Source organism: Pedococcus sp. P1_H8, assembly GCF_056405175.1.
Map to the genome: position 1 here is coordinate 195,947 of NZ_JBFUCP010000003.1, position 24,765 is coordinate 220,711.

At 70.6% G+C, this 24,765-nt stretch carries 24 protein-coding genes; 15 read left to right on the forward strand and 9 right to left on the reverse strand.

Annotated features, from left to right (window positions below; genetic code table 11):
* Window positions 1-39: 39 nt before the first annotated feature.
* The 6 genes from hutH to AC1DYG_RS04465 are packed head-to-tail and all read right to left on the reverse strand — an operon-like array spanning window position 40 to window position 6,138.
* Window positions 40-1,605 carry a histidine ammonia-lyase gene (gene hutH / locus AC1DYG_RS04440; protein WP_477638680.1) on the reverse strand — a complete coding sequence of 522 codons (1,566 nt, stop codon included), beginning with the start codon at window positions 1,603-1,605 and terminating at the stop codon, window positions 40-42.
* Window positions 1,602-3,107, reverse strand: coding sequence for an aldehyde dehydrogenase family protein (locus AC1DYG_RS04445; RefSeq protein ID WP_477638681.1), 1,506 nt, complete (start codon window positions 3,105-3,107; stop codon window positions 1,602-1,604). The genes hutH and AC1DYG_RS04445 overlap by 4 nt, the downstream gene beginning before the upstream one ends.
* Window positions 3,104-3,538: a cupin domain-containing protein gene (locus AC1DYG_RS04450; RefSeq protein WP_477638682.1), complete on the reverse strand. Its 435-nt coding sequence runs from the start codon at window positions 3,536-3,538 to the stop codon at window positions 3,104-3,106. The genes AC1DYG_RS04445 and AC1DYG_RS04450 overlap by 4 nt, the downstream gene beginning before the upstream one ends.
* Complete coding sequence (locus tag AC1DYG_RS04455) at window positions 3,531-4,688, reverse strand: isocitrate/isopropylmalate dehydrogenase family protein (RefSeq protein ID WP_477638683.1); 1,158 nt, start codon at window positions 4,686-4,688, stop codon at window positions 3,531-3,533. The genes AC1DYG_RS04450 and AC1DYG_RS04455 overlap by 8 nt, the downstream gene beginning before the upstream one ends.
* Complete coding sequence (locus AC1DYG_RS04460) at window positions 4,685-4,999, reverse strand: putative quinol monooxygenase (RefSeq protein WP_477638684.1); 315 nt, start codon at window positions 4,997-4,999, stop codon at window positions 4,685-4,687. The genes AC1DYG_RS04455 and AC1DYG_RS04460 overlap by 4 nt, the downstream gene beginning before the upstream one ends.
* On the reverse strand, window positions 4,996-6,138 hold the full coding sequence (locus tag AC1DYG_RS04465) for an Ldh family oxidoreductase (protein WP_477638685.1): 1,143 nt from the start codon (window positions 6,136-6,138) through the stop codon (window positions 4,996-4,998). Before AC1DYG_RS04465 ends, AC1DYG_RS04460 begins: the two co-directional genes overlap by 4 nt.
* Window positions 6,139-6,206: 68 nt before the next feature.
* Between AC1DYG_RS04465 and AC1DYG_RS04470 the strand changes: the two genes are divergently transcribed.
* Window positions 6,207-6,884 (forward strand): GntR family transcriptional regulator, encoded by a 678-nt coding sequence (locus tag AC1DYG_RS04470; RefSeq protein ID WP_477638686.1) that lies wholly within the window; start codon window positions 6,207-6,209, stop codon window positions 6,882-6,884.
* A gap of 8 nt (window positions 6,885-6,892) precedes the next feature.
* Here AC1DYG_RS04470 and AC1DYG_RS04475 read toward each other — a convergent pair whose 3' ends face one another.
* Both AC1DYG_RS04475 and AC1DYG_RS04480 read right to left on the reverse strand, forming a co-directional pair.
* Entirely contained in the window at window positions 6,893-7,567 is a 675-nt protein-coding gene (locus tag AC1DYG_RS04475; protein WP_477638687.1) for a response regulator transcription factor, read from the reverse strand.
* Entirely contained in the window at window positions 7,564-9,198 is a 1,635-nt protein-coding gene (locus AC1DYG_RS04480) for a sensor histidine kinase (RefSeq protein ID WP_477638688.1), read from the reverse strand. Before AC1DYG_RS04480 ends, AC1DYG_RS04475 begins: the two co-directional genes overlap by 4 nt.
* 144 nt (window positions 9,199-9,342) lie before the next feature.
* On the opposite strand from AC1DYG_RS04480, the gene AC1DYG_RS04485 reads away from it, so the two are divergent.
* From AC1DYG_RS04485 to AC1DYG_RS04510, 6 genes are all read left to right on the forward strand, one after another.
* Window positions 9,343-10,347, forward strand: coding sequence for a Bug family tripartite tricarboxylate transporter substrate binding protein (locus AC1DYG_RS04485; protein WP_477638689.1), 1,005 nt, complete (start codon window positions 9,343-9,345; stop codon window positions 10,345-10,347).
* Complete coding sequence (locus tag AC1DYG_RS04490) at window positions 10,347-10,853, forward strand: tripartite tricarboxylate transporter TctB family protein (RefSeq protein ID WP_477638690.1); 507 nt, start codon at window positions 10,347-10,349, stop codon at window positions 10,851-10,853. Before AC1DYG_RS04485 ends, AC1DYG_RS04490 begins: the two co-directional genes overlap by 1 nt.
* Window positions 10,853-12,415 carry a tripartite tricarboxylate transporter permease gene (locus tag AC1DYG_RS04495; protein ID WP_477638691.1) on the forward strand — a complete coding sequence of 521 codons (1,563 nt, stop codon included), beginning with the start codon at window positions 10,853-10,855 and terminating at the stop codon, window positions 12,413-12,415. The genes AC1DYG_RS04490 and AC1DYG_RS04495 overlap by 1 nt, the downstream gene beginning before the upstream one ends.
* 2 nt (window positions 12,416-12,417) lie before the next feature.
* Window positions 12,418-12,816, forward strand: coding sequence for a universal stress protein (locus tag AC1DYG_RS04500; RefSeq protein WP_477638692.1), 399 nt, complete (start codon window positions 12,418-12,420; stop codon window positions 12,814-12,816).
* Window positions 12,816-13,289 carry a ribonuclease E activity regulator RraA gene (rraA, locus tag AC1DYG_RS04505; RefSeq protein WP_477638693.1) on the forward strand — a complete coding sequence of 158 codons (474 nt, stop codon included), beginning with the start codon at window positions 12,816-12,818 and terminating at the stop codon, window positions 13,287-13,289. Before AC1DYG_RS04500 ends, rraA begins: the two co-directional genes overlap by 1 nt.
* Before the next feature lie 126 nt (window positions 13,290-13,415).
* Window positions 13,416-14,177: an IclR family transcriptional regulator gene (locus AC1DYG_RS04510; RefSeq protein ID WP_477638694.1), complete on the forward strand. Its 762-nt coding sequence runs from the start codon at window positions 13,416-13,418 to the stop codon at window positions 14,175-14,177.
* Window positions 14,178-14,339: 162 nt separating this feature from the next.
* On the opposite strand, the gene AC1DYG_RS04515 is transcribed toward AC1DYG_RS04510, so the two are convergent.
* Entirely contained in the window at window positions 14,340-15,806 is a 1,467-nt protein-coding gene (locus AC1DYG_RS04515) for a PhoX family protein (RefSeq protein ID WP_477638695.1), read from the reverse strand.
* Between the two features lie 100 nt (window positions 15,807-15,906).
* On the opposite strand from AC1DYG_RS04515, the gene mobA reads away from it, so the two are divergent.
* The 8 genes from mobA (at window position 15,907) to AC1DYG_RS04555 (ending at window position 24,762) form a co-directional block, all read left to right on the forward strand.
* On the forward strand, window positions 15,907-16,503 hold the full coding sequence (gene mobA, locus AC1DYG_RS04520) for a molybdenum cofactor guanylyltransferase (RefSeq protein ID WP_477638696.1): 597 nt from the start codon (window positions 15,907-15,909) through the stop codon (window positions 16,501-16,503).
* On the forward strand, window positions 16,500-17,477 hold the full coding sequence (locus tag AC1DYG_RS04525) for an NAD(P)H-quinone oxidoreductase (protein WP_477638697.1): 978 nt from the start codon (window positions 16,500-16,502) through the stop codon (window positions 17,475-17,477). Before mobA ends, AC1DYG_RS04525 begins: the two co-directional genes overlap by 4 nt.
* 67 nt (window positions 17,478-17,544) lie before the next feature.
* Entirely contained in the window at window positions 17,545-17,907 is a 363-nt protein-coding gene (locus AC1DYG_RS04530) for a DUF1304 domain-containing protein (protein ID WP_477638698.1), read from the forward strand.
* Window positions 17,908-18,033: 126 nt separating this feature from the next.
* The gene (locus AC1DYG_RS04535) at window positions 18,034-18,732 is read left to right on the forward strand and encodes a PadR family transcriptional regulator (protein WP_477638699.1); all 699 of its coding nucleotides are present in this window, start codon (window positions 18,034-18,036) and stop codon (window positions 18,730-18,732) included.
* Window positions 18,729-19,490 carry an ABC transporter ATP-binding protein gene (locus tag AC1DYG_RS04540; protein ID WP_477638700.1) on the forward strand — a complete coding sequence of 254 codons (762 nt, stop codon included), beginning with the start codon at window positions 18,729-18,731 and terminating at the stop codon, window positions 19,488-19,490. Before AC1DYG_RS04535 ends, AC1DYG_RS04540 begins: the two co-directional genes overlap by 4 nt.
* A gap of 8 nt (window positions 19,491-19,498) precedes the next feature.
* Window positions 19,499-22,363: an ABC transporter permease gene (locus tag AC1DYG_RS04545; protein WP_477638701.1), complete on the forward strand. Its 2,865-nt coding sequence runs from the start codon at window positions 19,499-19,501 to the stop codon at window positions 22,361-22,363.
* Window positions 22,364-22,464: 101 nt separating this feature from the next.
* Entirely contained in the window at window positions 22,465-23,502 is a 1,038-nt protein-coding gene (locus AC1DYG_RS04550) for an ABC transporter ATP-binding protein (protein ID WP_477638702.1), read from the forward strand.
* Window positions 23,503-23,553: 51 nt separating this feature from the next.
* Window positions 23,554-24,762: an ABC transporter substrate-binding protein gene (locus AC1DYG_RS04555; RefSeq protein ID WP_477638703.1), complete on the forward strand. Its 1,209-nt coding sequence runs from the start codon at window positions 23,554-23,556 to the stop codon at window positions 24,760-24,762.
* The last annotated feature ends 3 nt before the right edge of the window (window positions 24,763-24,765 follow it).

The window sequence follows — 24,765 nt, forward strand, 5'->3', positions numbered from 1 at the left end:
GGTCAGACGGTTCGGTGACGAGCGGGGTATGCCGTGGTGTCAGTTGAGGGGGCCGGTGACCGACTCTGCCGCGGCGACGGCAGCGCCGCTCGCGACGAGCTGGACGGCCACCTCGATCTCCGGGGCGAGGAAGCGGTCGGTGCCGGGTGCGGGAGCACCCGCGTCACGGAGCGCCGTGACGACGGCCCCGGTGGCGGGTGCCGGGGTCAGGGGGGCGCGCAGGTCGATGGCGCGAGCGGCGGTGAGCAGCTCGACGGCGAGGACGCGCGTCAACCCGTCCACCGAGCGCCGCAGCTTGCGGGCAGCGGACCAGCCCATCGACACGTGGTCCTCCTGCATCGCCGAGCTCGGGATCGAGTCGACCGAGGCAGGCACGGCCAGGCGCTTCATCTCCGAGACGATCGCGGCCTGCGTGTACTGCGCGATCATGTGGCCGCTGTCGACGCCCGGGTCGTCCGCGAGGAAGGCGTTGAGCCCGTGGTTGCGCGAGACGTCGAGGAACCGGTCGGTGCGCCGCTCCGAGATCGAGGCCAGGTCGGCGGCGACGATCGCGAGGAAGTCGAGCACGTACGCCACCGGAGCCCCGTGGAAGTTGCCGTTGGACTCGACCCGGCCGTCCGGCGTGACGACGGGGTTGTCGACCGCGGAGGCGAGCTCGAAGCCCGCGACGGTCGCGGCATACTCCACGGTGTCGCGGACGGCGCCGGCCACCTGCGGTGAGCAGCGCAGCGAGTAGGCGTCCTGGACGCGCGTGCAGGCTTCGGGGTCGCGGTGGCTGTCGCGGATCCCGCTGTCCTGCATGAGCTTTCGCAGGTTCTCGGCGGACCTGCCCTGGCCCGGCTGCGGGCGCAGGGCGTGGAGGTCCGCGGCGAAGACGTCGTCGGTGCCGAGCTGGCCCTCGACGCTCATCGCGGCCGAGATGTCGGCCGTCTTCAGCAGCGAGCGCAGGTCGGTGATCGCGAGCACCAGCATGCCGAGCATGCCGTCGGTGCCGTTGATGAGGGCCAGCCCCTCCTTCTCGCGCAGCTCGACCGGGGTGATGCCGGCGGCTGCGAACGCCGTTGCCGTCTCCATCCTCTCGCCCGCCGCGTCACGCACGACGCCTTCACCCATGAGGGCCAGCGCACAGTGGGACAGCGGGGCGAGGTCGCCCGAGCAGCCCAGCGAGCCGTACTCGTGGACCACCGGCGTGATGCCGGCGTTGAGCATCGCGACGTAGGCCTGCAAGGTCTCCTCACGGATGCCGGTGCGCCCGGTCGCGAGGGTCGAGATGCGCAGCAGCATGAGCGCGCGGACCACCTCGCGCTCGACCTCCGCACCAGAGCCGGCCGCGTGCGATCGCACCAGCGAGCGCTGGAGCTGGGCCCGCAGCTCGACCGGGATGTGCCTCGTCGCCAGCGCACCGAACCCGGTGGAGACGCCGTAGTGCGCGACCGTGTCGTCGGCCAGCGCCTCGATCACCGCCCGCGTGCGGCGCACCTCCGTCAGCGACTCGGAGGAGATCTCGACCTTCGCGTCGTGGCGCGCGACTGCGACGACGTCCTCGAACGAAACGGGCCCGGTCCCGACGGTGACCGTCGGGGCTGTGGTGGCAGTGGTGGTCATGCCTCCATTGCAGCGGAGGTAGGCCGCGTGCGGGCCCTGCGCACGCGGCATACCGTCTCGGATGCGAGACTTGCGCTGCCCCACCTCGGCACGTGTTGGGGGTGGGGGATGGCGGGATCGACCCAGTAGGTGCGCTGGTTGGTGAACTCGAGGAGGCCGGCGTCAGCCAGCTCTCGGCCGTAGCCGCTGCGCTTCGTGCCACCGAAGGGAACCCTGGGGTCAGAGGCGACCACGGCGTTGACGAAGGCGGCACCCGACGTGATCTGTCGCGCTACGGCGACGGCGCGCTCCGTGGAGCGGCTCCAGACGCTGAGGCCCAGTCCGTAGGGCGTCTCGTTGGCGAGCCGGATCGCGCCCGCCTCGTCGGAGGCCACCGCGACGGCTGCGACCGGACCGAAGGTCTCCTCGTCGAAGGCCGGCATCCCCGGGCCCGCGTCGAGCAGGACCGTCGGCGCGTAGAAGTAGCCCGCGCTGTCGACACTGTGCCCACCGGCGGCGAGGGTCGCCCCGGCCGCCACCGAGAGGTCGACCTGTCGCTGCAGGGCGTCGCGCAGGTCGGCCCGGGCCAGCGGCCCGACGGTCGTCGCCGGGTCCGTGGGGTCGCCGACGACCAGCGCACGGACCCCGTCGAGGAACAGCTGGGTGAACTCCTCGGCGACCGGCGCCTCGACGATGAACCGTTTCGCGCAGACGCAGCTCTGGCCCGAGTTGGTGAACCGGGCACCGACGGCAGCCGCCGCCGCGGCAGGCACGTCGGCGTCGGCGAGCACGACGAAGGCGTCCGACCCACCGAGCTCGAGGACCGACCTCTTGGAGGCACGACCCGCAGCAGCGCCGACCATCTCGCCCGCGCGGTTGCTGCCGGTCAGGGTGACGGCCGCGATGCGGTCGTCTGCGATGAGCCGACCCACTGTCGCGGGCACGTTCTCCTCTGCCACGACCAGGGTGGTGAAGAGATCACGGGGGAAGCCGGCGCGGACGAAGGCGTCCGCGAGGGCGAGGGCCGACCCCGTGACGTTGAGCGAGTGCTTGAGCAGCACCCCGTTGCCAGCAGCCAGCGTCGGGATGGCGAACCGCATGACCTGCCAGACGGGAAAGTTCCACGGCATCACGGCCAGAACCAGGCCCAGGGGCTCCGGCGAGACGAAGGCGGAAACCCCTGCGGGAGAGTCGATCTCGACGTGACGGGGCGCGAGGATTGAGGCCGCGTGACTCGCGTAGTAGTCGGCGGTGACTGCTGACTTCTCGAGCTCGCCGCGGGCCTGGGCGAGGGGCTTGCCCATCTCGGAGGTGACCAGGGCGGCATACCGCTCGGCATCGCTGCGGAGGTGGGCCGCCAGCCGGACGAGCAGCCCCGCGCGGTCTGCGACGGTGACCTGACCCCAGGCGCCGGCCGCGGCGGCGGCGGCCGCCACCGCGTTCTCGATGTCGTCGGGACCCATGGAGTCGTAGCCCGCGAGGACGCTTCCGTCGGCGGGGTTGACGGTCGTGATGGTGCTCATGGCGTGCTCAAGCCGCCTCGGTCGCTCTCGGACAGGTGCTCGAACGTCTGACCGGTCGCGGTGATCGTCCGGGTCACGTCGCGTCCGCCGTACACCCAGTAGATCCGCATCGGCCCGGCTCCGCGGTTGTAGAAGCGGTGCGCGATGCCCGCCGGCACCCAGGTGGCCTCGCCGGCCACGAGGTCGAACAACTCCTCGCCGATCTCCGCGACGGCCTCGCCCTCGAGGATCAGGACGGACTCCTCGACGTTGTGGCTGTGCAGCGGCAGTCCGGTGCCGGGTTGGAACTGGGTCTGACCGGTGGTGACCCGGTTGGACTCGCAGTTCCACTTCCCCACGTAGGGGATCGTCAGGACGCCGTTTCCACGGTCGAAGGGCTGCACCTGGTCGGGACGGATGAGCAGGTTGGGGGCCAGCGGGTGCTCAGACATGGGAGGCCTCCTGGACCGGGGCGGGCGGGTTCGCGGGGGACGGGATCACGGAGGACGGGACCGCGGCGGACGGGATCGCGGCGGACGGGATCGCGGCGAGTCGGGTGAGAAGCGCGCTGGTGAAGTCGGCGGAGCCGAGGGTCCCGCCGAGGTCTCGGGTGCGAGTGGCGCTGTCGGCGATGGTGGCGGTCACGGCAGCGTCGAGCAGGCGCCCTGCCTCACGCAGCTCCGGCCTGCCGGACCGCGAGCCGTGCCAGTCGAGCAGCATCCCGGCCGACAGGATCAGCGAGGTGGGGTTGGCGATGCCCTGCCCCGCGATGTCGGGCGCCGATCCGTGCTGGGCCTGCGCCACGCAGATCTCGTCTCCGGCATTCACGGCGCCACCGAGGCCCAGGCTGCCGCACAGCTCAGAGGCCTCGTCGCTGAGGATGTCGCCGAACATGTTCGTGGTCACGAGGACGTCGAACGACCCGGGGTCGCGGATCAGCCTGGCGGCGGCGGCGTCGACGATGAGCTCGCGCAGCTCGACGTCGGGGAACTCGGACGCGACCTCGCGCACCGCGCGCAGGAACAGCCCGTCCGACAGCTTCAGGACGTTCGCCTTGTGGACCGCCGTCACGTGGCCACGGCGGGTGCGCGCCAGCTCGAACGCCGCGCGGGCCACCCGTCGCGACGCCGACGCCGTGACCTTGCGGATCGAGAACGCGGAGTCCTCGTCGGGCATGAACTCGCCGCTGCCGGCATACATGCTGCGGTCGGAGTAGAAGCCCTCGGTGTTCTCCCGGACGATGACCAGATCCATGGGGGTGCGGAGCACGCTCAGGCCCTCGACCGACCGGCACGGACGGATGTTGGCATACAACGCGAACCGGGTGCGCAGCTCGGCGGAGGGATTGAGGCCACCCTGGTCCCGTGCCGGGTAGTCGTAGTGCGACACCGGGCCGAGGATGGTGCCGTCGACCTCGGTCACCCGCCGCAGGACGTCGTCCGCCAGGGTGGTCCCGACCGCCTCCAGCGAGGCCAGCCCGATGTCACGGCGCTCCAGCTCGAGCCCGAGACCCAGCCGGTCGTCGAGGGCACGCAGCACGTCCACGGTCGCGTCGGTGATCTCGGGGCCGATGCCGTCACCCGGCAGCACGAGGATCCTCACAGCCCGCTCCCGGAGTGGTGGAACCGTCGCGTGGCGAGGGTGTTCACCTGGCTGCCCGGCACCACGCACCGGGCCGCAGCCGCGCGCCAGTCGGCGAAGTGCGGCGTCGCGCGATGGGCGGCAACTGCGTCGTCGTCGGCGTACACCTCGTAGAACACGAAGTGGTGGTCGTCGGCGAGGTCCTGGGTGACGTCGAAGTAGAGGCACCCCGGCTCGTCGGTGAACGACCGCTCGGCGTTCTCGGCGATGGCGGCGACGAACTCGTCGAGCCTGCCGGGGACGACCTCGAGGGAGACGACGAGGGCGATCATGCGGGGACCTCCGGTCCGTTCGGGGCGACTGGGTTCGGGGCGACTGGGTTCGTGACGAGCGGGGCAGGGAGGGCGACGTGCGCCTCCATGCCGAGGGCGGCGAGGGCTTCGGTCGTGGTGTCGGCCAGGGGTATGCCGTCGGCGGACAGCCGGCGCCGGTTGCGGTCCTCGAGCTCGCCGGGGACGAGGATCTCGTCGGCCCAGGTCGCGAGCGCGCCACCACGCGTCTGGTCGACCAACGCCTCGATGCGGGCCGAGAACTCGGTCGGGTCGGACACCGCTGCCACGTCGATGGTGATGAGGAGGTGACCGGCACCGCTGCGACGCTCCGGGTCGTAGGGACCGGCGACCCCGTCACCGAACGCGCTGCCCGTGAGCACCCCCGCCAGCACGTCCATCATGAACGAGATGACATAGCCCTTCGGGCCGGCCATCGGCAGGATCAACCCTGCGATCGCCGCCGCCGGGTCGGTCGTGCCAGTCCCATCGGCGCGGGCGGCCCACCCATCCGGGATCTGCTCGCCTCGCTCGGCGGCGAGATAGACCTTGCCGCGGGCGACCGCCGTGTTGGCCAGGTCCATGACGACCACGCCATGGCGGCCTGCAGGGGCAGCGATGGACCAGGGGTTCGTGCCGATGCTCTTCACGGTCCCGCCCCAGGGCGCCATGGCGGGGCTGGCGTTCGTGACGAGCAGGGCGACGCAGCCCGCCTCGGCCGCCTGCCGGGTGAAGTAGGCCGCCGTGCCGAAGTGACCGGAGTTGCGGACCGCGACCCCGCTGATGCCGTGGGTCCGGGCGCGCTCGATCCCCAGCCCGACCGCCCGCTGCGTGATGACCTGACCGATGCCGTGCCGCCCGTCGAGCACGACCACGGCACCGCTGTCGCGCGTCGCGTCGGGTGCGGTCACCGCCTCCATCGCGCCGGAGCGCAGCCGGGTGAGGTACCAGGGCAGCCGGAGCATCCCGTGCGAGGCATGCCCCCACAGCTCGGCCGTGACGAGGGAATCGGCCAGCAGCGCGGCGTCTTGTGCTGGCACTCCCTCGGCCACCAGGAGGCGGGTCGCGAAGTCAGCCAGGTCCGGGGCCGCGAAGATGGCCCCATGAGGGGCGGCGCCTCCGGCGGCCTCGGACGGTGTCACGTGGTGCTCCTTGGTCAGACTGTGCAAGACTGAGTGAAGGAAAGCATACTTGTATACAAGTATGCAAGATGGGAGACCAGATGGTGGATCGTCCACGCCGGGCGTCTGGCGGACAGCTCGTCTACACCGAGCTGCGCCGCCAGATCCTCGACCTCGAGCTCAAGCCCGGGCAGCGGCTCTACGAACCCGATCTGGCCACCCGGATGCAGGTGAGCCGGACGCCCCTGCGTGAGGCGCTGCGGCTGCTGCTCGCCGAGGACCTGCTCGACCAGCTGCCGACCGGTGGGATGGTCGTGCGACAGCTGAGCGCGCGCGAGATCGAGGAGCTCTACTCGGTGCGCGGCGCCCTGGAGGGCCTGATGGCCGCCGAGGCCGCGACCCGGCTCGACAACGAGGGCGCAGCCACGTTGCGGCGGCTGGTGGACCGCAACGAGAAGCTCGTCGACCTGCCGACCGACGCCATGAACGCAGGACACGACTTCCACCTGGCCATCGCCGAGATCGCCGGGCACGAGTGGGCCTCCCGGTTGCACGCCCAGGTCGACGGGCAGATGGCGCGCTACCGCGCTTTCACCAACCAGTCCCAGGAACGTCGGACCGCAGCCCTGCGCGAGCACCAGGACATCCTCGAGGCCCTGGTAGCCCGCGACCCGGCCCGCGCGCACGCCGTCGCGGAAGCCCATGTGCTGGCGGCACGTGACACCGCGCTCAGCGCGATCTCCGACCGCCTCGCCCAGTCCGGCTGAGCTGCCGGTCAGCGAATCCGGTAGCGACGCTCCGGCCGCCCGGCCGCGCCGTACCTCGGTCGCATCTCCGCGGTGCCGACCGACACGAGGTGCTCGAGGTAGCGCCGGGTGCTGCTGCGGGACAGGCCGGTCGACTCCGCACACTCCATCGCCGACAACCCGTCCTCGTCGGCCGCCTCGAGGGCCTGCAGCACCAGGTCCGTCGTCTCCGGGCTGATGCCCTTGGGTGACATTCCCGCCACGCGCGCCCCGCTCGCGCGGAACACCCGGTCGACGTCGTCCTGACCCGCCTCGGTGAGCTCCGCGAGCTCGGCCCGGTGCACGGCATACTCACCGAGTCTTTGTTGGAGGGACTCGATCTCGAACGGTTTGACGAGGTACTGGAAGACCCCGCCCCGCAAGGCGGTTCGCAACGTGTCGAGGTCGCGGGCGGCGCTGATCACGATGACGTCGACGTCCTCGCCGCTTCCCTCGCGCAGGCGGGCAAGCACCTCCAGCCCGGTCATGTCCGGGAGGTAGATGTCGAGCAGGACCAGGTCGGGCTGGGTCACCTCGACCGCCCGGAGGGCGTCGGTGCCCGTGCTGGCTATGCCCGCTACCTCGAAACCCGGGTGCCGTGCCACCACGCTGGAGTGCAGTCGCGCCACCATGAAGTCGTCATCGACGACCAGCACCCTGATCACGACGCCTCCTCGTGGACCAGGACGGGCAGGGTGGCCACGAAGACCGCGCCCTCGTCGTTGCCCACCACGATGTCCCCGCCCCTGTTGCGGCAGATCACCCGGACGATCGCGAGCCCGATGCCGCGCTCCTGTGCCGTCGTCGTGGACTTGGTGCTGAAGCCCCGGGTGAAGACCATCTCGCCGATCGTGGAGTCGACCCCCGGGCCACTGTCGCGCACGGTAACCGTCATCGCCTCGCCGGTGTGCGAAAGCGCAACCCGCACCACGGGATCGGCGCCACCGGCGGCTGCATCGAACGCGTTGTCGATGAGGTTGCCCATCACGGTGTTGACGTCCGCTGCGAGCGCGTCGTCGAGCGGGGGCACGCTGCTGCTGGGGTCGACCACCAGCTCCACACCGCGCTCGGCGGCCTGGCTGGCCTTGGCGATGAGCAGGGCAGCAACGGCTGGATCCTGCACGTGGGCGGCGACATTGGTCGTCAGCGTGCTGGAGTCGTCGGTGATCTGCCGGATGTAGCTGCGCACCCCCTCGAACTCCTCCAACGCGATCAGGCCGCTGACGACGTGCATCCGGTTGCTGAACTCGTGGGCCTGGGCCCGCAGCGTGTCGGTGGTGCTCTTGGTCAGGTCGAGCTCGCGCTGGAGCTCGAGCATCTCGGTGCGGTCGCGCATCGTGGCCACCCAGCCGATGTGCCTGCCCCGGCTGGTGACCGGCATCCGGTTGACCGTCAGCACCCGACCGCGGACCGGCATGACGTGGTCGGTCAGCTCCGTCCCCGCGTCGAAGATCAGGACCGCACGTCCCGTGTCGTCCACCTCCGACAGCGTCCGACCACCAGACGTGAGAGGTATGCCGAGCAGGTGCGCCGCTTCGTCGTTGACCATGGTGATGCGGTGGTCGAGGTCGACCGCGAGCACGCCTTCCTTGATGCCGTGCAGGAGGGCTTCGCGCTGCTCCACCAGTCCGGCGATCTCCCGTGGTTCGAGCCCCAACGTCTGTCGCTTGACGCGGCCGGCGAGGAGCAGCGAGCCCACCACCCCGAGAAGACTTGCGATGCCCAGGTAGGTGAGCAGGTTGGGCAGGGCGGTCTCGAAGTTGTCGAGGATCGAGGGGTAGGCGCGAACGACCGCCACCACACCGTCGGTCTCACGGGTGTCGACGTTGATGATCGGGGCCATCGCGAGCGCCGCTCCCGTGCCCTCCTGCGCCCCGACCCACGATCGCCCCCCGAAGGCGTCGGTCTGCTGCAGGTACAAGGCTTTTCGCGGCAGGGCGTCGCTCGAGGCGATGACCCGGCGGTCGCTCAGGGCGAGCAGCACGGTGGTCGAGCTCGAGAAGGTGCGCCCCGACTCCACCACCGACTGGGCCTGTCCCAGGAAGTCCTCGCCGCCCGATGCCGCAGCCTCCCGCACACCAGCGGTGACCGCCAGACGTTCCGCGACGGCAAGGGCCCGGCTTCCCTCGGTCTCGCGGGCGCGGGCGTCGGACTGGGCGAGGGAGACCGCCGCCACCCCGACGAGGACGACGCACACGATCGCGAGCTGCATCGCCAGCATCCGGCTGGCGAGCGTCCAGCGCCGCCGCCAGGGCCACCGCCGACGTGCCACCCACGCGCGCCATCGAACGTCCACGGGTTGATTGTGTCTGGGGTGCCCCCGTCCGACCAGCGCCGCGTGAGCACAAAGGACAAAACAGAGTTTGCGCACCTAACCGTGACACCGCGGCCGCGGCCCGGCACGGTGTGCTTCGAACCCCCTCAGACAAAGGAGTCTCCCGTGCATGTACGGACCCCCCTCAAGGTCGTGGCAGCCGCCACGGTCGCCGGCCTCGCCCTCAGCGCCTGTGGCGTGAGCGGCGACGACTCGTCAACGGAGACGAGCAGCTCCTCCGGCCCCGTCAAGGGTCTGCGGATCCTGGTGCCCAACTCACCCGGCAGCGGCTACGACACCACCGCTCGTCTCGCGGCCAAGGCCATGCAGGACGCCAAGCTCAGCGAGACCATCGAGGTCTTCAACTCGGCAGGCGCTGGCGGCACCGTCGGCCTGCAGCGCCTCGTCAACGAGAAGGGCCACGACGACATCCTCATGCAGATGGGGCTCGGGGTCGTGGGCGCCGTCTACACCAACAAGTCGAAGGCCACGCTGAACGACACCGTCCCGATCGCCAAGCTGATCGAGGAGTCCGAGGCGATCGTCGTGCCGAAGGGCTCCCCCTACGACACCCTCGACAAGCTCGTCGCGGCGTGGAAGGCCAACCCGGGCAAGGTTCCCGTGGGTGGCGCTTCGAACGCCGGTGGCCCCGACCACCTGACCCCGATGCTGCTCGCCAAGGCCGTGGGCATCACCCCGAAGGACGTCAACTACGTCGCGTACGACGGTGGTGGCGAGCTGCTCACCGGAGTCCTCGGCAAGAAGGTCGCCTTCGCGGCGACCGGCATCGGCGAGGTCGCCGAGCAGGCGAAGTCCGGCGACGTGAAGATCCTGGCGGTCACCAGTGCCAAGCCGGTGGAGGGCGTGGATGCTCCCACCCTCAAGAGCCTGGGCGTCGACATGGAGTTCACCAACTGGCGCGGCATCGTGGGGCCTCCCGGGCTCAGTGACGCCAAGGCCAAGGAGTACGTGGACCTGCTGACCAAGATGCACGGCACCGACCAGTGGAAGAAGACCTTGGCCGACCAGGGTTGGACGGACTCCTTCCAGACCGGCGACGAGTTCAAGACCTTCCTGACCGCGCAGAACGACAGCGTCGCCGGCGTTCTCAAGGAACTGGGACTGGCCTGATGTCCAGCAGCCCGACTGCGGCAGAGAAGGGGGGCCGCTCCGAGTACGGGGTGGCCCTCCTCCTGCTGGGCCTAGGCGCCTGGGCGATCGTCGACGCGCTCGGGGTGACCGACACCGCGTCCCGTGGTCCCGTCAATGCCCGCACCGTTCCGATCGTGGTCGGGCTGCTGCTCATCCTCATGGCAGTCCTGCTCACCGTTGACCTGATCCGTGGTGGGCGGGGAGAGGCCGAGGGTGGCGAGGACGTCGACCTCAGCCACGGCAGCGACTGGCGCACGATCGGCCTGCTCGTGGGCTCGTTCGCCGCCAACGCCCTGCTCATCGACCCGCTCGGCTGGCCGATCTCGGGGGCGATCCTGTTCTTCGGGACCACCTACGCCCTCGGTGCGCGCCACTACCTCCGCATGGCGGTGATCTCGATCGTGCTCTCGGTGGGGTCCTGGTACCTCTTCTTCCTCGGCCTGGGCATCAAGCTCCCGGTCGGGCTGCTCAAGGGAATCCTCTGATGGACGGAATCAACGCTCTCATCGACGGCTTCGGCACCGCGCTGACGCCGACGAACCTCCTCTACGCCGTCATCGGCGTGGTGCTCGGCACCGCCATCGGCGTGCTTCCCGGCATCGGCCCGGCGATGACCATCGCCCTGCTGCTGCCGCTGACGTTCACGCTCGAGCCCACCCAGGCGTTCATCATGTTCGCGGGGATCTACTACGGCGGCATGTACGGCGGTTCGACGACCTCGATCCTGCTCAACACGCCAGGCGAGAGCGCGTCGGTCATCACAGCGATCGAGGGCAACCTGATGGCCAAGAAAGGCAGGGGTGCTGCCGCCCTGGCCACTGCGGCGATCGGGTCCTTCATCGCGGGCACCATCGGCACGCTGGCGCTCGCCCTCGTCGCCCCCCAGATCGTCAAGCTCGCGATCCAGCTCGGTTCACCCGACTACTTCGCCATCATGATGTTGGCCTTCATCGCGGTGACCACGGTGCTGGGGTCGTCGAAGATCCGTGGCCTCGCCTCGCTCGGCATCGGACTGCTCATCGGCACTGTCGGCATCGACCCGACCTCCGGCCAGCAGCGACTGACCCTCGGCATCCCCCAGCTCGCCGACGGAATCGACGTCGTCGTGGTCGCGGTCGGCCTGTTCGCCGTCGGCGAGGCGCTGTGGATCGCTGCTCACCTGCGCCGCAATCCCGCCGAGATCATCCATGTCGACGGCGCCCGGATGAACCGCGAGGACTGGCGGCGCTCCTGGAAGCCCTGGCTGCGCGGCACCCTGATCGGCTTTCCCTTCGGTGCCATCCCTGCAGGTGGAGCGGAGATCCCCACGTTCCTGTCGTACGCGATGGAGAAGAAGCTCACCAAGCACCCCGAGGAGTTCGGTCACGGAGCCATCGAGGGGGTGGCTGGGCCCGAGGCCACCAACAACGCCTCGGCCGCCGGTGGCCTCGTGCCACTACTGACCCTCGGCATCCCCACCACCGCGACCGCGGCGGTGATGCTCGGTGCGTTCCAGTCCTATGGCATCCAGCCCGGACCGCGCCTGCTCGACGACCAGTCGGAGCTGGTGTGGGGGCTGATCGCCTCGCTGTTCATCGGCAACGTGATCCTGCTTGCCCTGAACCTGCCCCTCGCGACCATCTGGGCGCGGCTGCTCAACATCCCGCGGCCCTACCTCTACGCCGGCATCCTCTTCTTCGCCAGCATCGGGGCGTATGCAGCCAACACCTCGACCTTCGACCTGTGGCTGCTGCTCATCATCGGCGGTCTCGGGTTCTTCATGCGCCGCTTCGGCCTGCCGGTCGTCCCGGCCATCATCGCGATCATCCTCGGCCCGGTGGCCGAGGAGCAGCTGCGGCGGGCGCTGCAGATCAGCGACGGCGAGCTGTCCGGCCTGATCAACACGCCGTTCTCCAAGGTCGTCTACGCCATCGTCGTCCTCCTGCTCGTGGTCCCCGTGGTCATCGACCGCGTGCGGTCGCGGCGCGGCGGCGACGACCGCGGCGACGACGACATCCAGGACGTCTCCCCGTTCGGCACCCAGCACGCCAACCAGGAAGGGCAGTAGTCATGGCCATCGTCGTGGGGTTCGTCCCCCGTCCGGAGGGTCACGCCGCCCTCGACCGAGCGATCGAGGAAGCCAAGCTGCGCGGTACCCGGCTGGTCGTGCTCAACGTGAGCCGGGGAGACGCGCTGGTCGACTCGCGATTTGCGTCGTCGTCGGACTGGGACGCGGTCAAGGCCCAGCTCGAGGAGTCGGGTGTCGAGCACGAGGTCGCCCAGGCCGTCGAGGCCCGGGACCCGGCCGACCAGCTGCTACGCGTCGCCGAGGAGACGAACGCCGAGCTCATCGTGATCGGGCTGCGCCGTCGCACCCCGGTCGGCAAGCTCATCATGGGCAGCGCCGCCCAGACCGTGCTGCTCGAGGCCGACGCTCCGGTGCTCGCGGTCAAGGCGGCCAGGGACTGATGGCCCCGGTGTCGACGGCCGACCTCTACGACGAGCACGGCGACGACCTGCAGTCCTGCTCGGTGCAGTTCCGTCAGTTCGGCGCGCACCTGTCGTTCGAGGGCGTCATCACGACGATCCGTTGCCACCGCGACAACGCGATCGTGAAGTCGACGCTCACCGAGGACGGCTCCGGCCGGGTCCTCGTGGTCGACGGGGGCGGGTCGCTGGAGTCGGCGCTGATGGGTGACCTCATCGCGGCGAGCGCGGTCTCGGGTCACTGGGAGGGCGTGGTCATCCACGGCGCGGTCCGCGACGTTGCGGCCCTGCGCGAGCTCCCTCTCGGCGTCCTCGCGCTCGGCTCGAACCCGCGCAAGAGCGCCAAGGACGGGGTCGGTGAGCGCGACGTGGTCGTCAGTTTCGGCGGCGTCGACTTCCCCCCCGGTCAACGGCTCTTCGCCGACGAGGACGGGGTCCTCGTCACCCGCGCCTGACCGCACCGCTTGTCTCCCGACCACCGCAGCAGGTATGCCGCGGGCGCACCGTGCGCTCGCGGCATACCTGCTCGTTCGTGCCCCTGGTCCTGTCCGAAGGCGTCTCACACCTGAGACACTGGCGACGTGGCCAACGCACCCGCAGCCGGGCACACCCTCCAGCTGCTGACCCTCCTCGCCCGGCACACCGAACCGCTCCCGGCGGGGTCGATCGCGCGCGAGCTCGGCCTGCCGCGCTCGACGACCTACCACCTGCTCGCGGTGCTGCGCGACCACGGTTTCGTGACCCACCTCGAGGAGGAGCGGCGCTATGGCCTGGGCGTCGCGGCGTTCGAGCTGGGTTCGGCGTACCAGCGCCAGGCCCCGCTGCAGCGGATCGCCCGGCCGCTGCTCGGTCGCCTGGTCGACACGACGACGCACAACGCCCACCTCGCCGTCCTGCACGGCCGCGACGTCCTCTACGTCATCGAGGAACGCGCCCCCGGCCGACCGCTGCTCGTGACCGATGTCGGCGTGCGACTGCCCGCGACCCTCACCGCCAGCGGCCTGGCGATGCTCGCCCAGCTGCCGGCGGCCCAGGTGCGCGCCCTGTTCCCGCACCGCGACACCCTGGTGCAGCGCGATGGGCACGGACCCACCACGGTCAGTGAGCTGCGGCGCGAGCTGACCGAGGTCCGCACCCGCGGCTACGCCCTGGAGGACGACTCGGTCAGCGTGGGACTGTCGTCGGTGGCGCAGGCTGTCCTCGACCACACCGGGCACCCCGTGGCCGGCGTGGCCCTGACGTTTCCCCACGACGGCGTCGACGACGCAGAGCGCAGTCGACTCGTCGCTGCCGTGTCGCGCGCCGCCGCCACGCTGTCCGCCCGGATCGGCGGGGTCCGCTGACATCCACCCCCGGCCTGCCAGAGCCGTCAACGCCGCAGCAGCGCCACCCCTTTATCGGGTCTACTAGGAAGGTTGCGCTTCACCCGACAACCGTTCTCGGGTGAAGCGCAACCTTGTCCCTAAACCCGATAAAGGTGACTTGGGGGCGGGGGGCGGCGCGGGTCAGACGCCGATCGTGTGCCAGGGCCCCCAGATCGCGAAGGTCAAACCGGCGCTGGCCTGGATGTTGACGAACAACGTCGACTTGTCCGGGCTGAACGTCGACCCCGCGAACTCGTCGTCGAACCGCGGCGTGCCGTTGGCGTTGGCCGCACGGTTGAGCGCGATGTCCCAGAGCTGGCCGCCCTTGTTGAGGCCCCGGATGTAGTTGTCCTGGTTGCTGTCCTCACACACGACGAGGGTGCCGCGGTTGCTGACCGTGATGTTGTCGGGGAAGTCGAACGTCTCCTTGCCGGGCGACTGGTAGACCAGACGCAGCTTCTCGGACCGGGTGTCGTAGGCCCACACCTGGCCGAAGCCGTTGCCGTACCCGGCGATCAGCTCGGGCCCGGTCTCGGCGTCACCACCACCCTGCGTCGAGGTGAAGTACACGACGCCGTTGTCGTAGATCTGGCCCTCGAGTCGGGAGAAGCCCGCCGCCCCCAGGGCGCGACCCTGGTTGCCGACATGGACCAGTGCGTCGTCGTTCTTCGTCGGCGCCGGCTGGCCGGGCGTGTAGGGGAACGTCGGGTCGGGGTCGGCGATGTCCACCCACTCGACGTCGTAGACGGCTCCCTTGTCCTGGTGTCCTTCGAGGTGGGCGTTCGGCTGACCCTTGACGGCGAGCATCTGCAGGTGGCCGTCGTTGTCGAGGTGTCCGCTCTCCATCGGGTTGGTGACCGGGGTGTAGCGGTAGAAGCCCGACGGGAAGGCGAAGTTGTCCTCGGTGAGGTAGAGCCGTCCCTCCAGCGGATCGAAGGACACCGCCTCGTGGGAGAAGCGACCGGCGTTGGTGATGGGCATCGCCGCTGAGTGGCCCGTGACGGGGACCTCGAAGACGTAGCCGTGCTTCTTGGTGAAGGCCACGTTGGACGCACCGGTGAAGTCCGGTCCGACATCGGGGCCGTTCACCGTCTCCTCGCAGGTCACCCAAGCGCCCCAGGGCATCTGGCCGCCGGAGCAGTTGTTCGCGGTGCCGTTGATGGCGGTGTGGGTTGCCAGGACCTCACCCTCGCCGGTGACGTCGATGTGGATGCATCCCCCTCGGGCGCCCGTGTCGTAGGTCCACGCCCCCACGGCGCCGAAGGGAGTCCCGGTCCCGCTCACCTCGTGGTTGCGGATGAGGGTCACGGCACCGTCCGGGCCCTCGAAGGCGCCCATGCCGTCGTGGCGTCCGGGCATGGTCTTGCCGTCGACGAGGGGCGGCGGCACCGCCTGCGTGTCGTGGAACGAGCGATAGCTGAACCCCTCGGGCAGGTGCAGCCGCACCTTGTCGTCACGCAGGTCGGGCGTCGGCCGCAACCCGCGGAACGGCGCTGCCCCGATGGCCGATGCGGGCCCCGCGACCAGTCCGGCGAACGGGCCGGCCAGCGCCGCCCCTCCCGCGACCGCAGCGCTCCCCTTCAGAAATGTGCGTCTTTCGAGCGTCATGATCTTTTCCCTTCGAGATCGTCGAATCTCGCCAACCTAGACCCGACCCGCGCGCACCGGAACCCCCACAGCACCCTCCCGGATCACCCACAATGGGCTCGTGACCTCGGCCTTCGTCCCACCCGCATCGGTCGAAGCACTCGTGACCGCCGTGGTGCTCTGTGGCGGTGCCGGACGGCGCTTCGGGGGCGACAAGACTCGCGCCGACCTGGCCGGGAGCCCGGTGCTCGACCACGTCCTCGACGGCCTGCCGTCGGACTGGGCAGTGGTCTGCGTGGGCGACCCGCGGCCGACCCGACGGCCGGCGGCCTGGTGCCGCGAGTCCCCTCCGGGGGGCGGCCCGGTCGCCGCCATCGCTGCCGCCCTCCCTCACGTCGACGGTCCCGTCGTCGTCATCCTCGGCGGCGACATGCCGTATGCCGCGGGCCCGGCTCCCAGCCTCGTCTCCCGCCTCGCGCAGGCCCCGGACCTCGGAGCGGTGCTCGGCCGGGACGGCGACGGCCGCCTGCAGCCGCTGCTCGCGGCATATCGAACGGCTGCGCTGCGCGGCGCGCTGCCGGACTCTCCAGCGGGCACGCCGCTGATGCGGCTGCTCGATGCGCTGGAAACCCTCGTCGTGACCCTTCCCGAGGGCGCGGCCCTGGACGTCGACACCACCGAGGACCTCGAATCGGCGCGCCATAGGCTCGACCCGTGAAGGCGATCACCATCCCGCAGCCGGGGGACGCCTCGGCGCTCGTGGCGACCGACGTCCCCGACCCGCACCCTGCCCCCGGCGAGGTCCGTGTCCGCGTGGTGGCGGCGGGTGTCAACCGGGCCGACGTCATGCAGCGGATGGGCTTCTACCCGCCACCTCCGGGAACCCCGGACTACCCCGGGCTGGAGGTCAGCGGCACGGTGGACGAGGTCGGCGACGGGGTGGACGGCTGGGGTGTCGGCGACGAGGTGTGTGCGCTGCTCTCGGGAGGTGGCTATGCCGAGCTCGTGTGCGTGCCCGCCGAACAGCTCCTGCCCGTGCCGACCGGGGTCTCGCTCGCGGACGCGGCAGCCCTGCCGGAGGTCGTGAGCACGGTGTGGTCCAACGTGTTCATGACGGCGAACCTCCTTCCGGGACAGACCTTTCTGGTGCACGGTGGGTCGTCCGGCATCGGGACGATGGCGATCCAGCTGGCCCGCGAGGTGGGGGCGCGGGTCGCCGTCACGGCCGGTTCGGCGGACAAGCTCGAGGTCTGTCGCGAGCTGGGCGCCGAGATCCTCGTCAACTACCGCGAGCAGGACTTCGTCGAGGAGCTGCGCGCCGCAACCGCCGGGGCCGGGGCCGACGTCATCCTCGACAACATGGGCGCGAAGTACCTCGCCCGCAACGTCGACGCCCTCGCGCCCAACGGACGCCTCGTCGTGATCGGGCTGCAGGGCGGCGCCAAGGCGGAGCTCGACCTCGGGCAGCTGCTGCGCAAGCGGGCCGCCGTCATCGCCACCTCGTTGCGGGCCCGCCCCGCCGACGAGAAGGCGGCCATCGTCGCAGCCGTGCGCGAACACGTCTGGCCGCTCGTCGCGGCTGGCCGGATCAAGCCGGTCATCCACAGCCGCCACCCGCTGGCGGAGGCGGCCGAGGCACACCGCGAGCTCGAGGCCAGCGGGCACATCGGCAAGATCCTGCTGACCACCTGAGCCCTCCTCACCACCCGGCCCGAGCGAGTCGGACCCCACGGCTGGCTGGGTCTGCCACCCTGAGGCCATGAACGCAGTCGCCACGGTGCTCGTCGCCGTCGTCGCCCTGATCCACGTCTACATCGTCGTGCTCGAAATGGCCCTGTGGACCACCCCTCGAGGTCGGGCCGCCTTCGGTCTCACGCCGGAGTTCGCCGAGCAGACCAAGGTGCTCGCCGGAAACCAGGGGCTCTACAACGGCTTCCTGGCCGCCGGGCTGGTCTGGGGGATCGTCGGACCCGACGACCTGCGCTTCGCCTTCCAGGTGTTCTTCCTGCTGTGTGTGATCGTCGCCGGCCTCTACGGTGCCGCCACGGCCAGTCGCAGGATCCTGGTCGCCCAGGCGGTCCCCGGCGCCCTCGCCCTGGCCGCCGTCCTGCTGGCCCACTGACCCAGCCGCCCGCGCGCCGCCGTGGGCGAAACCCTTGACGAGACCGCTACATACTCGGTATACATCTCCACACCAGTGCTGATACTGGGTATGTAGGCGACACCAGCAACGGGGACGGTGGGGTGGATGTCGGTCAGACAAGGGCTCTTGGCCCTGCTGGCGACCGAGCCGATGTATGGCGCGCAGCTGCGTGCCGAGTTCGAGGCCAGGACCGGGGGGACCTGGCCGCTCAACGTCGGGCAGGTCTACACGACCCTGGCCAGGCTGGAGCGCGACGGACTCGTCGAGGCGATCGGGGAGGACGCGGAGGGGCGGATCTCCTACCGCCTCACCCGCTCGGGTCGCGCCGAGGTCGCGACGTGGTGGGCGTCCCCCGTCAGCCGGGAGACCACCCCTCGCGACGAGCTGGTCATCAAGCTCGCCCTGGCCGTCACGGTCGACGGCGTCGACGTCAACCGGGTGGTCCAGACCCAGCGAACGGCCACCCTGCGCCACCTCCAGGACCTCACCCGACTCAAGCAGCGGGCCACGACCCACCACGAGTCGGCGGCCGACGGCGACGGTCAGGTGGACCTCGCCTGGCTACTCGTCCTCGAGAGCCTCCTCTACGCCGGCGAGGCCGAGGTCCGCTGGCTCGACCACGTCGAAGCCCGGCTGGTGCGCGAGGCGACCCGCCCGCGCAGGTCCGCCCGCGGCATACCTGACGCAGTGGACGACGAGCCCTTCACCGGCAACGACACCACGGCAGCCACCGCCACCCACGGCAACACCAAGGACAGCGCCACCCACACCAGCAGCGCCGCACTCAGGGGGGAACCACGATGAGGAAAGCACCGAGCAACGCACCGAGCACACCGCCGACCACCGACGTGATCCTGCGCCTGGACAACGTCACCCGGATCCACGGCACCGACAGCACCGCGGTCCGCGCCCTCGCCGGCGTCAGCCTCGACGTCCGCGCGGGAGAGCTTGTCGCGGTCATGGGTCCGAGCGGCTCCGGCAAGTCCACCCTGCTCAACCTCGCCGGGGGACTCGATGCCGCCACCAGCGGACAGGTGATCATCGAGGGCCAGAGCATCGGCAGCCTGAAGGCCGACGCACTCGCGCGGCTGCGGCGGCGGAGAGTCGGGTTCGTCTTCCAGGACTTCAACCTGATCCCCTCCCTCACCGCGGTGGAGAACGTCGCACTGCCCCTCGAGCTCGACGGCCAGCGCGTCGCCAAGGCGCGTCGCAGGGCTGTCGACGCGCTGACCATGGTCGGCGTCCAGGAGCTCGCGGACCGCTACCCCGACAAGATGTCCGGCGGCCAGCAGCAGCGCGTGGCGATCGCCCGGGCGCTGGTCGGCGACCGCCGCCTCGTGCTCGCGGACGAACCCACCGGGGCCCTCGACTCGCACACCGGCGAAGGAGTGCTGCGCGTCCTGCGCGAGCGCTGCGACGCCGGAGCGGCCGGACTGCTGGTGACCCACGAGGCGAGGCACGCGGCCTGGGCCGACCGGGTCGTGTTCCTGCGCGACGGCGTCGTCGTCGACAGCACCGGATCGCCCGAGACGGCCGAGACGCTCCTCGAGCCGACCGCCTGACGCCGGCCATGACGACACTCGTGGAGCAGGAGGCCCCAACCGGTATGCCGGGTGGTGCCGACAGCGGTGACGGTGCCGACTCGCGGCTCTCCCGATGGCGCGCCTCGTGGCGGGTCGCCCTGCGGATGGCCAGGCGCGACCTGCGTCGCCACAAGGGTCGGTCGATCCTGGTCTTCCTCATGGTCGCCATCCCTGTCGGGCTGCTGGCCGGTGCCGCGACCCTGGGCGCCACCGAGCAGGCCGACGGAGCCGATCTCGTCAACGCCCGGATGGGCCCGGGTCAGGCGCTCGTCCAGGGTCCCCAGCTCGGAAAGATCCAGCAAGGCCCCGACCCCAACCGAAGCGGCACGGGCTGGAGCGACGACAACCCGGCCACCAGCATCCCCGGGTTCGCGGCGACCGGCTCCCCATCGGACAACGCTGCCGCCATCGGGCAGCTGGTCGCGGGGACCGCCGTCGCCGTGGGCGAGACCGAGATGCGGCTCGTGGTCGGAGACCGCCGGGTACGCATCTCCGGGCTGGTCACCGACCCGCGCGTGGCGGACCTCGGCGACAAGGCGCGGCTCGCCTCCGGTTCGTGGGGGGCCGGGCCGGACGAGATCGTCATCACCCCGGCAGGCGAGCGCAAGGGGCTGCCGCGCTCCGGCTCGGTGACGCTGTCGGCCGGCGGCACGGAGCGTTCGGTGCGGGTCGTCGGCACCGCCACCGCGTTGCTCGAGTGGGGCGGCATGCCCGACTTCGTGGTCTCCTCGGTGCCGGAGGGAGCCGGCGCCGGCGCAAGCGGGCTCGGGGCGACGGGGTCCTGGGTGCTGGTCGGCGGGGGCCCGGTGACGTGGGAGGACATCCAGCGGCTCAACACCTACGGCCTGACCGTCTACAGCCGGGCGGTCCTCGAGAACCCGCCGCCCGAGAGCTCGTTGCCCGCCGAGCTGCGCCCACAGAACGACTTCACCCAGGACACCAGCCGGATGATCGCGGTGATCGGCGGGGTCATGCTCTTCATCCTCACCACGCTGCTCGTCGGCCCGGCGTTCGCGGTGAGCGCCTCGCGACAGCGGCGCACCCTGGCGCTGGCTGCGACCAACGGCGCCGAGACGCGCCAGCTGCGCCGCACGGTGCTCGCCCAGGCCCTCGTCCTCGGCGTCATCTCGGCTCTCGGCGGCGTGGGGCTGGGGGTCGCCGCGGTGACGGTCGGCCTCTGGTGGTGGGTGCGAACTCACCCGGAGACGTCGTTCGCCTCGCTCGGCACCGACCTCCCGTGGGGGGCGTTCTCGATCCTCGTGCCCTGCGCCGTGCTCAGCGCGGTCGTCGCAGCGCTGCTGCCTTCGATGCGCCTCGGTCGCCTCGACATCATCGGCGTGATGCGCGGCCAGACCGTGTCGCCCAGGCTCAACAGGGTCGTCCCCGTCGTCGGCCTGGTCCTCGCCGTCCTCGGCGGGTCGGTCGTCCTGTCGGTGGCCCAGGTCCGGGCCGGCGGCGACTTCCGGGTGGCCGTCGGTGCCATCGGACTGGTGCTCGGCACCCTGCTCCTCGTGCCGGCGATCCTGGTCGCCTTCGGCAGGCTCGCCGCGCGGCTCCCGGTGGCGCCACGGATCGCCATCCGCGACGCCGCTCGGCACCGCAGCCGGTCCACCCCGACCGTGGCGGCGATCCTTGCCGGTGTCGTCGCGCTGACCGCCTTCAGCATCGGGCTGGCCAGCGACACCAAGCAGCAGATGGACACCTACCAGCCCCAGGCGCAGCAGGGCGAAGGCGTCATCCACACCGGTGATCCAGAAACCCGCCTGTCGGCCGCCTCGGCCCTCACAAGGGTGCCGGACCTGGTCCAGACGCCCTTGTTCCTGGTGCGCCCGGCGGAGGACCCGATGATGAATGCGGGCACCTCGGCACCCGCCAAGGCTGTCGAGTTCGTGTCCGTGGTCCCTCAGGGGTGCACGGCGACCTTCACCCTCCCGAGCAGCACGGGTGAGCACCAGAGCTGCGTCCGCCTCGGCAGCCAGGCCTACTCCGACCACGGGCAGATCGGGGCCCTCCCCGCCGCCGAGATCGCGCGGCGGTTCGGGCTCACGGAGCCGCAGCGGGCAGCTGTCCAGCGGGGCGCCATGGTGGTCGCCGTCAAGGACCTGGCGGCCGAGCCGGCCCTGACCGTCGTCGCCGGCACCTTCGTCCTCGACAACCAGACGTATGCCGCGACCCAGGTCACCGAGCGCACGACCACCTCGGTGCCGGTCGTGGGCGTGCCCGCCGACCGGCTCACGGACGGCTCGTTGCCGGGCCAGTCCGGAGCCCTGGTCGCCACCGAGACGGCGACGCGACTGGGCTGGCCGATGCAGCAGGACTCGATCCTGCTCCGCGATGCCGGGGGCGCGATCAGCTCCGAGACCCAGAAGACCCTGGACGAGCTGATCGGCGATGGCGGCGGCGTCTACGTCGAGCGCGGTTTCCAGCGCTACGACGAGAAGGTCATGCGGATCATGATGGGCATCGCCGCGCTGCTGCTCCTCATCGTCACGCTCATCTCCACGGCGTTGTCGATGGCCGAGCAGCAGGGCGACTCAGGGACGCTCGCCGCAGTCGGCGCGACCCGCCGCACCCGGCGCGCCTTCGCCGCGGCCCAGGCGATGGTGGTCGGTTTCATCGGGGCAATCCTCGGCATCGCCGTCGGTCTGGTCCCCGGCATCGCGATCACGTACCCCCTCACCACGGAGTACAACACGGATCCGGCCACGGGTGCCGAGCAGTGGTCCGGACCGTTCCTGTCGATCCCGTGGACACCGCTGCTGCTCGTGGTGCTCGGGGTGCCGCTGCTCGCGGGACTGCTCTCCGCCGTCGCGATCCGCCGAGCCCCCGCGATGACGCGCCGGGCCGACTAGGCATGGTTTCAGCAGGTTTGGTGCAGGTCTGCGCGCCCGACCAGAGGGGGCGCACCCGCGGTTTGCGGACGCGGGGGCCCTACTCTCCCTAGACTCCCGACATGCAGCCAGCAGTCGTGCTGTCACGGCTCCGCAAGGAGTTCTCCGGCACGCCACCGGTCGTCGCAGTCGACGACATCGACCTGTCGGTCATGGACGGTGAGTTCTTCTCGATGCTCGGGCCCTCGGGATCGGGCAAGACGACGGTGCTGCGCATGATCGCCGGCTTCGAGTCCCCCACGTCCGGGACGGTTCAGCTGGCGGGCGAGGACGTCACCGCCAGGCCGCCCTACGACCGCGACGTCAACACGGTGTTCCAGGACTACGCACTGTTCCCGCACATGAGCGTGCTCGAGAACGTCGAGTACGGCCTGCGGGTCAAGAAGGTCGGGCGGCAGGATCGCCGCCAGCGGGCCCTCGAGTCCCTCGAACAGGTCCGCCTCGGCGACTTCGGGGCACGCCGTCCCGCCCAGCTCTCGGGGGGACAACGACAGCGGGTCGCGCTCGCGCGCGCCCTGGTCAACCGGCCCAAGGTCCTCCTGCTCGACGAACCCCTCGGCGCCCTCGACCTCAAGCTGCGGGAGCAGATGCAGGTCGAGCTCAAGGCCATCCAGCGCGATGTCGGGATCACGTTCCTCTTCGTCACCCACGACCAGGAGGAGGCCCTGACCCTGTCCGACCGCATCGCCGTGTTCAACACCGGTCGGGTCGAGCAGATCGGGACCGCCCTCGAGATCTACGAGCAGCCCGCGAGCGCCTTCGTGGCCGGCTTCGTCGGGACGTCCAACCTGCTGACCGGTGCCGCCGCGAAGGCGGTGCTCGGCAGGGACGGAGCACACGGCATACGCCCGGAGAAGCTCACCGTGCTCGCCCGGGGGGCCAGCGCCCCGCCTGGCAGCCAGCGGGCGGCCGGCTCGCTCAGCGAGGTGGTGTATGCCGGGCCGGTCACCCGCTACGTCGTCGACCTCGACGCGGGCCCTCGAATGATTGCGTTGCAGCAGAACGGATCTGGGGCCGCAGAGGACCTGATTCGGGGGGCCCAGGTCGAACTCGCCTGGGACCCGGCCAACGTCATGGCGGTCCCCGAGACACCTGCCTGATCCCCACCCAGCCTCATCCCGCCCTGTCCCGCACGACAAGAGGAGCACAGCATGAGCACCAAGACCAGTCTCAGGACCACGGTCCTGACCGCGGTGGCCGCCCTGGCCCTCGCAGCCTGCGGCGGCTCGGACGGCACGACCACCTCGACCGGCGCGGGCGGGTTCAAGGTGCCCGACCTCAAGGCACTCGAGAAGCTCGGCACGCCGGAGGGCAAGGTGAGCGTGCTGGCGTGGCCGGGCTACGTCGAGGACGGCAGCAACGACCCCAAGGTCGACTGGGTGAGCGACTTCGAGAAGGAGTCCGGCTGCCAGGTGACCGTCAAGACGTTCGGCACCTCCGACGAGGCGGTGCAGCTGATGCGCACCGGCCAGTACGACACGGTCTCGGCCTCGGGCGACGCGACCCTGCGCCTCATCGCCGCCGGCGACGTCGAACCCATGAACACCAGCCTGATCACGAACTACGGCGACATCTTCGACAGCCTGAAGATGAAGCCGTGGAACTCGGTCAAGGGCGTGGCCTACGGGATCCCTCACGGCCGCGGCGCCAACCTGCTCATGTACCGCACCGACCTCGTGAAGCCCGCCCCCGACAGCTGGTCCGCCGTCTTCGACCAGGCGGGCAGCCAGGCGGGCAAGGTCACGGCCTACGACTCGCCGATCTACATCGCCGACGCGGCGCTCTACCTCATGTCGTCGAAGCCGGACCTCGGCATCAAGGACCCCTACGCCCTCGACACCAAGCAGCTCGCCGCCGCCGTGGACCTGCTCAAGAAGCAGAAGGCTGACGTCGGGGAGTACTGGTCGGACTACCTCAAGGAGGTCCAGGCCTTCAAGAGCGGGTCGTCGACCGTCGGGACCACCTGGCAGGTGATCGCCAACGTCGCCCAGGGTGAGAAGGCACCGGTCGACGTGGTGCTGCCCAAGGAGGGCTCGACCGGCTGGTCCGACACGTGGATGGTGGGCGCGAAGAGCGAGCACAAGACGTGCGCCTACAAGTTCATCGACCACATCGTCTCGCCCAAGGTCAACGCCGCCATCGCCGAGTACTTCGGCGAGGCCCCGGCCAACAAGAAGGCCTGCGCCGAGACGGCGGACAAGAACCACTGCACCGTCTTCCACGCGGAGGACGAGACCTACTTCTCCAAGGTGCACTACTGGAACACGCCGATCTCCGCCTGCCTCGACGGACGCACCGACGTGAAGTGCACGGACTACGCCGAGTGGACCAAGGCCTGGACCGAGATCCGCAACAGCTGATGG